Annotated in this window: 10 protein-coding genes; 8 read left to right on the forward strand and 2 right to left on the reverse strand. The window is 54.3% G+C overall.

Going from position 1 to position 12,455, the window contains the following annotated elements; genetic code table 11:
* The first annotated feature begins 38 nt into the window (after nt 1-38).
* Entirely contained in the window at nt 39-1,700 is a 1,662-nt protein-coding gene (gene flgK, locus ACLD4K_RS07885; RefSeq protein WP_000096425.1) for a flagellar hook-associated protein FlgK, read from the forward strand.
* Nucleotides 1,701-1,714: 14 nt separating this feature from the next.
* On the forward strand, nt 1,715-2,668 hold the full coding sequence (gene flgL, locus ACLD4K_RS07890; protein ID WP_058331241.1) for a flagellar hook-associated protein FlgL: 954 nt from the start codon (nt 1,715-1,717) through the stop codon (nt 2,666-2,668).
* Nucleotides 2,669-2,906: 238 nt separating this feature from the next.
* Here the strand turns inward: flgL and rne are convergent, their stop codons facing one another.
* Nucleotides 2,907-6,113 carry a ribonuclease E gene (gene rne / locus ACLD4K_RS07895; RefSeq protein WP_411011648.1) on the reverse strand — a complete coding sequence of 1,069 codons (3,207 nt, stop codon included), beginning with the start codon at nt 6,111-6,113 and terminating at the stop codon, nt 2,907-2,909.
* Between the two features lie 573 nt (nt 6,114-6,686).
* Here rne and rluC point away from each other — a divergent pair.
* The gene (gene rluC / locus ACLD4K_RS07900; RefSeq protein ID WP_411011649.1) at nt 6,687-7,646 is read left to right on the forward strand and encodes a 23S rRNA pseudouridine(955/2504/2580) synthase RluC; all 960 of its coding nucleotides are present in this window, start codon (nt 6,687-6,689) and stop codon (nt 7,644-7,646) included.
* 82 nt (nt 7,647-7,728) lie between these two features.
* Here rluC and ACLD4K_RS07905 read toward each other — a convergent pair whose 3' ends face one another.
* Entirely contained in the window at nt 7,729-8,313 is a 585-nt protein-coding gene (locus tag ACLD4K_RS07905; RefSeq protein ID WP_001137603.1) for a Maf family protein, read from the reverse strand.
* Between the two features lie 197 nt (nt 8,314-8,510).
* On the opposite strand from ACLD4K_RS07905, the gene yceD reads away from it, so the two are divergent.
* The 5 genes from yceD (at nt 8,511) to fabD (ending at nt 12,448) form a co-directional block, all read left to right on the forward strand.
* On the forward strand, nt 8,511-9,032 hold the full coding sequence (gene yceD, locus ACLD4K_RS07910) for a 23S rRNA accumulation protein YceD (protein ID WP_001174492.1): 522 nt from the start codon (nt 8,511-8,513) through the stop codon (nt 9,030-9,032).
* Nucleotides 9,033-9,083: 51 nt separating this feature from the next.
* Nucleotides 9,084-9,257, forward strand: a complete 174-nt coding sequence (gene rpmF, locus ACLD4K_RS07915) for a 50S ribosomal protein L32 (protein WP_000290727.1) — start codon at nt 9,084-9,086, stop codon at nt 9,255-9,257.
* A gap of 133 nt (nt 9,258-9,390) precedes the next feature.
* Nucleotides 9,391-10,470: a phosphate acyltransferase PlsX gene (plsX, locus tag ACLD4K_RS07920; protein WP_001518286.1), complete on the forward strand. Its 1,080-nt coding sequence runs from the start codon at nt 9,391-9,393 to the stop codon at nt 10,468-10,470.
* Between the two features lie 79 nt (nt 10,471-10,549).
* On the forward strand, nt 10,550-11,503 hold the full coding sequence (fabH, locus tag ACLD4K_RS07925; protein ID WP_000288148.1) for a beta-ketoacyl-ACP synthase III: 954 nt from the start codon (nt 10,550-10,552) through the stop codon (nt 11,501-11,503).
* A gap of 15 nt (nt 11,504-11,518) precedes the next feature.
* Nucleotides 11,519-12,448 carry an ACP S-malonyltransferase gene (gene fabD / locus ACLD4K_RS07930; protein WP_000191343.1) on the forward strand — a complete coding sequence of 310 codons (930 nt, stop codon included), beginning with the start codon at nt 11,519-11,521 and terminating at the stop codon, nt 12,446-12,448.
* Nucleotides 12,449-12,455 lie beyond the last annotated feature (7 nt).

The raw sequence follows: 12,455 nt of genomic DNA on the forward strand, positions 1-12,455 counted from the left end.
CGATAACAACGAGTATTGAAGGATTAAAAGGAACCATCATGTCCAGCTTGATTAATCACGCCATGAGCGGACTTAACGCCGCGCAGGCCGCGTTAAATACGGTCAGTAATAACATCAACAATTATAACGTTGCGGGTTATACCCGGCAGACAACTATTCTGGCGCAGGCAAACAGTACGTTAGGGGCTGGCGGCTGGATAGGTAATGGCGTTTACGTTTCAGGCGTACAGCGCGAATATGATGCGTTTATCACTAATCAGCTACGCGGCGCGCAAAACCAGAGCAGCGGCTTAACCACGCGCTATGAACAAATGTCGAAAATCGACAACCTGCTGGCTGATAAATCCAGCTCGCTGTCTGGTTCGTTGCAGAGTTTTTTTACCAGCCTGCAAACGTTAGTCAGTAATGCGGAAGATCCTGCGGCGCGTCAGGCGCTGATTGGTAAAGCGGAAGGGCTGGTAAACCAGTTCAAAACCACCGATCAGTATCTGCGCGATCAGGATAAACAGGTCAATATCGCGATTGGCTCCAGCGTGGCGCAAATCAACAATTACGCGAAGCAGATAGCTAACCTGAACGATCAAATCTCCCGTATGACGGGCGTAGGCGCGGGCGCATCGCCGAACGACCTGCTCGATCAGCGTGATCAGTTGGTCAGCGAGCTTAACAAGATCGTTGGCGTCGAGGTGAGTGTACAGGACGGCGGCACCTATAACCTGACGATGGCCAATGGCTATACGCTGGTGCAGGGGTCGACGGCGCGTCAGTTGGCGGCGGTTCCCTCCAGTGCCGACCCGACGCGAACGACTGTCGCTTATGTCGATGAGGCCGCCGGTAACATCGAAATTCCGGAAAAGTTGTTGAACACCGGTTCGCTCGGCGGATTACTGACGTTCCGTTCTCAGGATCTGGATCAGACTCGTAATACGCTGGGCCAGTTGGCATTGGCGTTTGCCGATGCGTTTAACGCGCAGCATACCAAAGGTTATGACGCCGACGGCAATAAAGGGAAAGACTTCTTTAGCATTGGCTCGCCGGTGGTATATAGCAACAGTAATAATGCCGATAAAACGGTATCGCTAACCGCTAAGGTGGTCGACAGCACGAAGGTTCAGGCGACGGATTATAAGATTGTTTTTGACGGTACAGACTGGCAGGTTACTCGCACTGCGGATAACACCACCTTCACGGCGACAAAAGATGCTGACGGAAAACTGGAGATTGACGGTCTTAAAGTGACGGTAGGAACCGGCGCACAGAAAAACGACAGTTTTCTTCTCAAGCCGGTCAGCAATGCTATCGTCGACATGAACGTTAAAGTGACAAATGAAGCCGAGATTGCGATGGCGTCTGAGTCAAAACTCGATCCTGATGTGGATACCGGCGACAGCGATAACCGCAATGGTCAGGCATTGCTGGACTTACAAAACAGCAATGTCGTGGGCGGCAACAAAACCTTTAACGATGCTTATGCCACGTTGGTCAGCGATGTGGGTAACAAAACGTCAACGCTGAAAACCAGCAGCACCACGCAGGCGAATGTGGTTAAACAGCTTTATAAACAGCAACAGTCGGTTTCCGGCGTTAACCTCGACGAAGAGTACGGCAATTTGCAGCGTTATCAGCAGTATTATCTGGCGAATGCGCAAGTATTGCAGACCGCGAATGCGCTGTTTGATGCGTTACTGAATATTCGCTAAAGGAGAAGGATGACATGCGTATCAGTACCCAGATGATGTACGAACAAAATATGAGCGGCATCACTAATTCTCAGGCCGAATGGATGAAGCTGGGCGAGCAGATGTCTACCGGTAAGCGCGTTACCAACCCATCTGACGATCCGATCGCCGCGTCGCAGGCGGTAGTACTCTCTCAGGCGCAGGCGCAGAATAGCCAGTACGCCCTGGCGCGTACGTTTGCCACCCAAAAAGTGTCGCTGGAAGAAAGCGTACTCAGTCAGGTGACGACGGCGATTCAAACCGCGCAGGAAAAAATCGTCTATGCCGGAAACGGCACATTAAGCGACGATGACCGCGCGTCACTGGCGACGGATTTACAGGGGATCCGCGATCAGCTGATGAACCTGGCAAACAGCACTGACGGCAATGGTCGCTATATCTTTGCCGGATATAAAACGGAAGCGGCGCCATTCGACCAGGCGACAGGTGGTTATCATGGTGGCGAGAAAAGTGTTACCCAGCAGGTGGATTCCGCACGCACGATGGTAATTGGCCATACGGGAGCGCAAATTTTTAATAGCATCACCAGCAATGCGGTGCCGGAACCGGATGGCTCGGACTCCGAAAAGAATCTGTTTGTCATGCTCGATACGGCAATTGCCGCGCTCAATACCCCGGTGGAAGGCAATGACGTGGAAAAAGAAAAGGCCGCTGCCGCCATTGATAAAACCAATCGCGGCTTAAAAAATTCGCTTAATAACGTCCTGACCGTTCGTGCGGAACTGGGAACGCAACTGAGCGAACTCAGTACGCTGGATTCACTGGGAAGCGACCGTGCGCTGGGACAGAAGCTGCAGATGAGCAACCTGGTAGATGTGGACTGGAACTCGGTCATCTCCTCCTACGTCATGCAACAGGCGGCATTACAGGCGTCCTATAAAACGTTTACCGACATGCAGGGAATGTCGCTTTTCCAGTTGAACCGGTAACGCCTCTTTTGAAACATATCACGAAACTGGATATGTTTTGTCTGCCCGCGCCATCCACCCCGGCGCGGGCATTTTTTTAGTCGTCATTGAGTGGTCATATTGTCGCGCCCGTAGCGACGCCATCCGTACGTACTATCCCGCCCGACCTCATGACTAAAAGACGCCATGGGGTGAGGCATCGCCCTGTAAGGGGCATAAAAAAGCCGACCTGGCGGTCGGCTTTGTGTCAGCATTTACATCATTCTACCGGCTGCGGGCGTGTCGCCGGGGCGCTGGCGTGGCGTGTGGCGCTGTGTCCGCCTGCTGCGCCTTTACCTTCAAAGTGGAAGGAAGGGCGCTGCCAGTCGCTATGGTGCGGGGTTTCCGGCACATATTCCGGCGCTGGCGCACGCGTCATCGGCGCGCTGGCGTGGTTATGATCGTCAACGCAGACAACGTCCTGCGGCTTTTCCACCACCTGGGCCGGTGCGATAACGGTTTCTTTTGCCGTATGCTCCACAACAGACGCTTCCGCTTTTGTCTCTTCTTCTGGCTCGACAACGACAACATCAGCTACGTTTTCAGCCACCGTAATGGACGCGTCGGCGGTTTCTGCTACCGGTTCGGCGTCAGCAATAACCTCTTGCGCTTCCGGCGTATCGCTTTCGGCAATCAGTTGCGGCTGTTCATCAACTGGCGCGGCAATCACTTCCGGATGTGTTGTCTCGACCTCGACGACTTCCGGCGCCTGTGGTTCGGCGACGGTCTGCGGCTCAACGGCAACGTTTTCTACCGCCTGTACCGACGCTTGTGGTTCTAACGCCACGGTCGCAGCGATAACCTGCGGTTCAGCGACAACCGGTTGTGGCAGCGCCAGATCTGCTTCACGCTGCTCGTCAACAACCTGCGTTTCCTGAGGACGGACAATCGGGTAGCGGATCCAGACTTTACCGGACGCCATTTCTGGCGACGCGCAGGCGACGGTTAGCGGCATCGGCGATTGTGTCGGGTAGCGCTCGTCACGATAGCGACGGCGACGCTGACCGCTTACGCGCAGGTGGCGCGGAGAACGGCGGGAGCGACGCGGCATACCGGTATTATCGCGAGGTTCTACGCTATCATCCTGCTCCGGCGCGATATCGGCAACGACAGGTAAATCAACTTTCGCCAGCTCGGTACGTGGCGCTGGAACGGGCTGTTCAACGTTTTCAACCGGGCGTGGTTCGTCGACGACGACCGGCGTATCAACCGTTTCAACCACTGCGCTGTTGGTAAAGCGGACTTTCTGATTAAGCTGACGCTGCTTGCGGCGCGGCTGAACCTGCTGAACGCGTTCTTCCTGCTCGGTCTCCTGGACAGGCTGTTCTTCGCGGTTAAGCGCTTTTACTTCCTGCTGCGCCTGGCGTTTGTCATCATTGCGGCGGCGGCTGCGTTCGCGACGCGGCGTCTGTTGCTGCTCATCGCCGGTTTTCACTTTTTCCGCCGTCTCCTGCTGGCGGGTATCGCGCGCTTCCGCATTTTGCTGCTGCGCCTGGCGACGGTTACGACGATTATCGTCGCGGCTCTCGCCGCCGTCACGTCCGGCACGGTTATCACGGGTGTCGCGGCGTTCGTTACGATCGCGACGGTTGTTCTGCCGTGGCTTACGACGATCCTGCTGACGCTCCGCTTTTTCTTCCGCTTTCGGCGCGGCTGTTTCGACGGTTTTCGTTTCTTCATCACCGCTGAACAGTTGTTTCAGCGCGTTAAGGAAGCGGCTAAACAGACCCGGCTGGGCAGGCTGCGCGGTGGCAACATTCTCCTTTTTCGCCGTGGCGACGCTAACCGCCGGTTCGACAGGCGTCGGCGCCGGAGGCACATCTGGCATAGCGAATGTCGCCAGCGCAGGCTGTTCCGGGCGTTTACGCTCGGCGTACTCTTCTTCAGAAGGCAGCGCCATTGCTTCTTCGTGCAGCTTCGGCAGCATGTAGCTCAGGGTCGGCGTTTCTTCCCCTTTGCGTACGCGCAGCACGGAATAGTGCGGCGTTTCCATCTGATCGTTCGGGACGATGACACAGCGGACGCCATCCTGACGCGTCTCAATAGCGTTCACTGCCGTCCGTTTTTCGTTAAGCAGATAAGAGGCGATCGGCACCGGAACAATGGCATGGACTTCCTGCGTATTCTCTTTCAGCGCTTCTTCTTCAATCAGGCGCAGAATGGACAGCGACAGAGATTCGTTATCGCGCACGGTGCCGGTACCGCTACAGCGCGGACACACGTGATGGCTGGATTCGCCCAGCGACGGGCTCAGGCGCTGACGCGACATTTCGAGCAGGCCGAAGCGGGAAATATGGCTAATCTGAATACGCGCCCGGTCCTGACGCACCGCTTCACGCAGACGGTTTTCTACCGCGCGCTGGTGACGTACCGGCGTCATATCGATAAAGTCGATAACGATCAGGCCGCCCAGGTCGCGCAGACGCAACTGGCGGGCAATCTCATCGGCCGCTTCAAGGTTGGTGTTGAACGCGGTCTCTTCGATGTCGCCGCCGCGGGTTGCACGCGCGGAGTTGATGTCGATGGCGGTCAGCGCTTCGGTGCTGTCGATAACGATAGAACCACCGGAGGGCAGGCGCACTTCACGCTGGAACGCTGACTCGATCTGCGATTCAATCTGGTAGTGGCTGAACAGCGGAATTTCACCGGTGTACAGTTTGATTTTGCTGCTGAAATCCGGGCGGCCCAACGCGGCGATGTGCTGACGCGCCATTTCCATCACTTTTGGATTGTCGATCAGGATTTCACCGATATCCTGACGCAGATAGTCGCGAAACGCGCGTACGATGACGTTGCTTTCCTGATGGATCAGGAACGGCGCGGGACGGCTTTCAGCGGCTTTCTGAATGGCTTCCCAGTGTTTCAGGCGGAAGCTTAAATCCCACTGCAACGCTTCGGCGGATTTACCCACGCCCGCGGTACGCACGATAAGCCCCATCCCTTCAGGAAGTTCCAGGCTGGCCAACGCTTCTTTTAACTCGGTACGATCGTCGCCTTCAATGCGACGGGAAATACCACCCGCGCGCGGGTTATTCGGCATCAGTACCAGGTAGCTGCCCGCCAGACTGATAAAGGTGGTTAACGCCGCGCCTTTGTTGCCGCGCTCTTCTTTATCGATTTGAACAATGACTTCCTGGCCTTCACGTAACACGTCTTTAATGTTCGGGCGACCATGAGCGCTGTAGTTAGCGGGGAAATATTCGCGGGCAATTTCTTTTAACGGGAGGAAACCGTGGCGTTCTGCGCCGTAATCAACAAAAGCCGCTTCCAGGCTCGGTTCAATACGGGTAATTTTGCCTTTATAGATGTTCGCTTTTTTCTGCTCGTGTCCGGGGCTTTCTATATCCAGATCGTACAGACGCTGCCCATCTACAAGGGCGACGCGCAACTCTTCCTGCTGAGTTGCGTTGATTAACATTCTTTTCATCGTAACTTACTCATTATTCTTACGTTGACGACTAAGCTGCGGGCATGGTGACGCCTTACCGGGCATGAACCGATGGCCTCGTGACTATTTCGCGTCGCCAACCTCACGGTTATCGTCAGCTCAAAGAGGCGCAGAGTGTCGGTTGCCTGTATTTCATACGGAAACACAGCGCAATTATCAGGGAAGCAGCCTGGGCATTACTCTCCAGAGAAGATCCTATCTACCGGTAAGGACTGCAACCCGCAGCCCGCTAACTGTCTGAAAAATCAATACGTCTTACGCCATTGCTGCGTTGATGATCGGTCAGACAAAATGGGTTATTCCGCTAAACTTTTTGTTTTAACAAGTTTCGGTGCGGAAACCGCATCATTATTCCACTGCTAACCTTGTTATAGCAAGATGACTTTTACCATTTATCACCCGCTTACTCACAGTTTTTTCACCAGCATGAGCCGATCGCTTTAATAACCAGCAAAACCGCAGTGAAAAATGTTCATCCACTGGCATAGACGTCTCTATAAGCATAGAAAAATGTGTGGCGCGAATCTCACAGGCTATTTAGAATCGCCCCCCATGAAAACAGAAACGCCATCCGTAAAAATTGTTGCCATCGCCGCTGACGAAGCGGGGCAACGCATTGATAACTTTTTGCGCACCCAACTGAAAGGGGTACCAAAAAGTATGATTTATCGCATCTTGCGTAAAGGCGAGGTGCGGGTGAATAAAAAACGCATCAAACCGGAATACAAACTGGAAGCGGGTGATGAAGTCCGCATTCCGCCGGTTCGCGTTGCTGAACGCGAAGAAGAGGCCGTGTCGCCGCATTTGCAAAAAGTGGCGGCGTTGGCGGACGTCATTTTGTATGAAGACGACCATATTCTGGTGCTGAATAAACCTTCCGGCACCGCCGTACACGGTGGGAGCGGGTTAAGTTTTGGCGTCATCGAAGGGCTGCGGGCGTTGCGTCCGGAAACGCGATTCCTGGAACTGGTGCATCGTCTTGACCGCGATACCTCCGGCGTGCTGTTGGTGGCGAAAAAACGCTCCGCGCTGCGTTCGCTGCATGAGCAACTGCGCGAAAAGGGAATGCAGAAAGATTATCTGGCGCTGGTGCGCGGCCAGTGGCAATCGCACGTTAAAACCGTACAGGCGCCATTATTAAAGAACATTCTGCAAAGCGGCGAACGCATTGTTCGCGTGAGCCAGGAAGGTAAACCGTCAGAAACGCGCTTCAAGGTGGAAGAGCGCTATGCCTTCGCCACGCTGGTGCGCTGTAGCCCGGTGACCGGACGTACGCATCAGATTCGTGTGCATACCCAGTATGCCGGTCACCCTATTGCGTTCGACGATCGCTACGGCGACCGTGAGTTTGATCAACAGCTTACCGAAGCGGGAACCGGTCTTAAACGTCTCTTTCTGCACGCCGCGGCGCTGAAGTTCACGCATCCGGGAACGGGCGATGTCATGCGCATTGAAGCGCCGATGGATAAGCAATTGAAGCGCTGCCTTGAAGTATTACGTAGTAAAGTCTGATGCGCGTTGCTTATCAGGCCTACAATCGTGTGATGCACCGTAGGCCTGATAAGACGCATCGCGTCTCCATCAGGCAGATTAATCAGGCATTCAGTGGGTTCATCTCTTCCCGCCGCAGCATTTGACACAACGCGATCAGCGGCAAACCGATCAAGGTATTTGGGTCACGACCCTCCAGGCGCTCAAATAATGCAATGCCTAAACCCTCGCTTTTAAAACTTCCCGCGCAGTGCAGCGGATGCTCTTTGCGGACATAGTCGTCTATTTCCGCTTCGCTTAAATGGCGAAAATGAACGTCAAAAGGCTCCACTTCGGTTTGTAAGTGCCCGGAGGCGGAGTTATACAATGCCAGTCCGGTATAAAACGTCACAATATTTCCGCTGGCTTTGGCTAATTGCTGACGCGCTTTTTCTTCCGTCAGCGGTTTGCCGGTGATTTCACCGTCCAGAACACAAATTTGGTCGGAGCCAATAATCAAATGATTCGGGAAACGCGCGGCGAGCGATTGCGCCTTCGCCTGCGCCAGCCGCAGCACCAACTGACGCGGCGCTTCGCCCGGCATGGGGGTTTCATCAACATCCGGCGCGGCGCATTCGAAAGGAATCGTCAGCTTTTCCAGCAGCGCGCGACGCCAGGGAGAGGTAGACGCAAGAATGAGACGGGGCATATTTTTTCCCTCAGATATAGCGTAATGATGAGAGCCATCTTAAACTATGCTCTTCGGTCTTCAAGCCTGTCATACTGACTCGTCTTGAGCGAAAATAAGTCTGTAACCCGCAATGTGTGCGAATTATTGGCAAAAGGCAACCGCAGGCTGCCTTTTTCTTTGACTATATGACGTTACGAAGTTAATATGCGCGCCCTATGCAAAAGGTAAAATTACCCCTGACTCTTGATCCGGTTCGTACCGCTCAAAAACGCCTTGATTACCAGGGTATCTATACCCCCGATCAGGTTGAGCGCGTCGCCGAATCTGTAGTCAGTGTGGACAGTGATGTGGAATGCTCCATGTCGTTCGCTATCGATAACCAGCGTCTCGCCGTTTTAACCGGCGATGCGGTCGTTACGGTGTCGCTCGAATGCCAGCGTTGCGGGAAACCGTTTACCCATCAGGTTCACACAACGTATTGTTTTAGCCCTGTCCGTTCCGACGAGCAGGCTGAAGCACTGCCGGAAGCGTATGAGCCGATTGAGGTAAACGAATTCGGCGAAATCGATCTGCTGGCGACGGTTGAAGATGAAATCATCCTCGCCTTGCCGGTAGTTCCGGTGCATGATTCTGAACACTGTGAAGTGTCCGAGGCGGACATGGTCTTTGGCGAACTGCCTGATGAAGCGCAAAAGCCAAACCCATTTGCCGTATTAGCCAGCTTAAAGCGTAAGTAATAGGTCTTCCCCGCGGACGCAGGGATAAACCGTAATTGAGGAGTAAGGTCCATGGCCGTACAACAGAATAAACCAACCCGTTCCAAACGTGGCATGCGTCGTTCCCATGACGCTCTGACCGCAGTCACCAGCCTGTCTGTAGACAAAACTTCTGGTGAAAAACACCTGCGTCACCACATCACTGCCGACGGTTACTACCGCGGCCGTAAGGTCATCGCTAAGTAATCGCGCGATACTCGATGCCTTTTGCATCACAGGCGTGCCTGTGGTGTAAAAGCCGAAGAGTACAAGCGTGATAAAGCTTAGTGAGGATTTCTCCGCGTAAGCGGAGAACACCGAACCAGGCAGCGACGATACCTTGACACGTCTAACCCTGGCGTTAGATGTCATGGGGGGCGATTTTGGTCCTTCCGTGACGGTGCCTGCAGCATTGCAGGCACTGAACGCTAATTCGCAGCTCACTCTTCTTTTAGTCGGGAATCCCGATATTATCACGCCATTACTTGCCAAAGCTGACTTTGAACAACGTTCGCGTCTGCAGATTATCCCTGCACAGTCAGTTATTGCCAGTGATGCCCGGCCTTCGCAGGCGATCCGCGCCAGTCGCGGGACATCCATGCGTGTGGCCCTGGAGCTTGTGAAAGAAGGCCGAGCCGAAGCTTGCGTTAGCGCCGGTAATACCGGGGCGCTGATGGGGCTGGCGAAATTATTGCTCAAGCCTCTTGAGGGGATTGAGCGTCCGGCGTTGGTGACGGTATTACCGCACCAGCAAAAGGGCAAAACGGTAGTGCTTGATTTGGGGGCCAACGTCGACTGCGACAGTACCATGCTGGTGCAGTTTGCCGTGATGGGCGCCGTTTTGGCGGAAGAGGTCGTCGGGATCAAAAATCCCCGCGTGGCGCTACTCAATATCGGGGAAGAAGAAACCAAAGGCCTCGACAGTATTCGCGAAGCCTCTTTAATGTTAAAAACAGTCCCAACCATCAATTACATCGGCTACCTTGAGGCGAATGAGTTACTGACGGGAAAAACCGATGTACTGGTGTGTGACGGCTTTACAGGCAATGTCACACTTAAAACGATGGAGGGGGTTGTCAGGATGTTCCTTTCACTGCTGAAATCACAGGGCGAGGGGAAAAAACGGTCGTGGTGGCTGCTGTTATTAAAACGTTGGTTACAAAAAAGCCTGACGAGGCGATTCAGTCACCTCAACCCCGACCAGTATAATGGCGCCTGTCTGTTAGGATTGCGCGGCACGGTGATAAAAAGTCATGGTGCGGCCAATCAGCGAGCATTTGCAGTCGCGATTGAACAGGCAGTGCAGGCGGTGCAGCGACAAGTTCCTCAGCGAATTGCCGCTCGCCTGGAATCTGTATACCCAGCCGGATTTGAACCGCTGGACGATGGCAAAGGCGTAAACCTGCGGGCGCACAGATAATATCGCTGTCTCCCCGGCGCCGCCAGCGTGCCAGACGTTTACAGGTAACGGTATATAACCGAAAAGTGACTGAGCGTACATGTATACGAAGATTATTGGTACTGGCAGCTATCTGCCCGAACAAGTGCGGACTAACGCCGATCTGGAAAAAATGGTTGAAACCTCTGACGAGTGGATTGTCACTCGTACAGGTATTCGTGAACGCCATATCGCGGCGCCGAATGAAACTGTCGCGACGATGGGCTTTACCGCTGCGAATCGCGCGATTGAGATGGCGGGGATCGATAAAGACCAAATTGGCTTGATTGTGGTCGCTACCACATCAGCAACGCATGCATTTCCAAGCGCGGCATGTCAGATTCAAAGTATGCTCGGTATTAAAGGTTGCCCGGCGTTTGATGTCGCGGCAGCGTGCGCAGGTTTCACCTACGCGTTAAGCATCGCCGACCAGTACGTTAAATCCGGCGCGGTTAAACACGCGCTGGTGGTCGGTTCCGATGTATTAGCCCGCACTTGCGATCCTGGCGATCGCGGTACGATCATTATTTTCGGCGATGGCGCAGGCGCGGCCGTACTGAGCGCTTCTGAAGAACCGGGTATTATCTCCACTCATCTTCATGCCGATGGCCGTTACGGTGAATTACTGACCCTGCCGAATGCCGATCGCGTAAATCCGGATAACCCGATTTACCTGACGATGGCGGGCAATGAAGTCTTTAAAGTGGCGGTCACTGAACTGGCGCATATTGTCGATGAGACGCTGGCGGCTAATAACCTGGATCGCTCAGAACTCGATTGGCTGGTGCCGCATCAGGCTAACCTGCGTATCATTAGCGCGACAGCGAAAAAACTCGGCATGTCGATGGACAATGTCGTCGTCACGCTGGACAGGCACGGCAATACCTCCGCGGCTTCTGTGCCGTGCGCGCTGGATGAAGCCGTGCGTGACGGGCGAATTAAAGCCGGTCAGCTGGTATTGCTTGAAGCCTTCGGGGGTGGATTCACCTGGGGCTCCGCGCTGATTCGTTTCTAGTATAAGGATTTAAACATGACGCAATTTGCATTTGTGTTCCCCGGTCAGGGTTCTCAGAGCGTTGGGATGTTGGCCGAGATGGCGGCAAATTACCCTATCGTAGAAGAAACGTTTGCTGAAGCTTCTGCGGCTCTGGGATATGATCTGTGGGCGCTCACCCAGCAAGGTCCAGCGGAAGAGCTGAATAAAACCTGGCAGACGCAGCCGGCGTTATTAACCGCTTCCGTCGCGCTTTGGCGCGTTTGGCAGCAGCAGGGCGGTAAAATGCCTGCGTTAATGGCAGGTCACAGCCTGGGCGAATATTCCGCGCTGGTTTGCGCCGGCGTCATCAACTTTGCTGATGCCGTTCGTCTGGTGGAAATGCGCGGTAAATTCATGCAGGAAGCGGTTCCGGAAGGTACTGGCGGCATGTCTGCGATCATCGGGCTGGATGATGCCTCTATTGCTAAAGCCTGTGAAGAATCTGCTGAAGGGCAGGTTGTTTCTCCGGTTAACTTTAACTCGCCGGGACAGGTGGTCATCGCCGGGCATAAAGAGGCGGTAGAACGCGCGGGCGCAGCCTGTAAAGCCGCTGGCGCGAAACGCGCGCTGCCGCTGCCGGTGAGCGTACCGTCGCACTGCGCGCTGATGAAACCAGCGGCAGATAAGCTGGCGGTTGAATTAGCCAAAATTACCTTTAGCGCGCCAACGGTGCCGGTAGTGAACAACGTTGACGTGAAATGTGAAACCGATGCCGCCGCTATCCGCGATGCGCTGGTTCGTCAATTGTACAATCCGGTACAGTGGACGAAGAGCGTGGAATTTATCGCGGCGCAGGGCGTTGAACATCTTTATGAAGTGGGTCCAGGTAAAGTCCTCACTGGTCTGACGAAACGTATTGTCGACACCCTGACAGCGTCGGCGCTGAACGAGCCGGCGGCGCTGTCTGCGGCACTTACGCAATAAAAGAGGA

It is taken from the genome of Salmonella sp. 741265055_HSA (assembly GCF_046569525.1).
GTDB lineage: Bacteria > Pseudomonadota > Gammaproteobacteria > Enterobacterales > Enterobacteriaceae > Salmonella > Salmonella enterica.

Coding starts and splice junctions, on each gene's coding strand:
- rpmF (WP_000290727.1), top strand. CDS start 9,084: ATGGCCGTACAACAGAATAAACCAACCCGTTCCAAACGTGGCATGCGT.
- fabH (WP_000288148.1), top strand. CDS start 10,550: ATGTATACGAAGATTATTGGTACTGGCAGCTATCTGCCCGAACAAGTG.
- yceD (WP_001174492.1), top strand. CDS start 8,511: ATGCAAAAGGTAAAATTACCCCTGACTCTTGATCCGGTTCGTACCGCT.
- rne (WP_411011648.1), bottom strand. CDS start 6,113: ATGAAAAGAATGTTAATCAACGCAACTCAGCAGGAAGAGTTGCGCGTC.
- flgL (WP_058331241.1), top strand. CDS start 1,715: ATGCGTATCAGTACCCAGATGATGTACGAACAAAATATGAGCGGCATC.
- ACLD4K_RS07905 (WP_001137603.1), bottom strand. CDS start 8,313: ATGCCCCGTCTCATTCTTGCGTCTACCTCTCCCTGGCGTCGCGCGCTG.
- flgK (WP_000096425.1), top strand. CDS start 39: ATGTCCAGCTTGATTAATCACGCCATGAGCGGACTTAACGCCGCGCAG.
- fabD (WP_000191343.1), top strand. CDS start 11,519: ATGACGCAATTTGCATTTGTGTTCCCCGGTCAGGGTTCTCAGAGCGTT.
- rluC (WP_411011649.1), top strand. CDS start 6,687: ATGAAAACAGAAACGCCATCCGTAAAAATTGTTGCCATCGCCGCTGAC.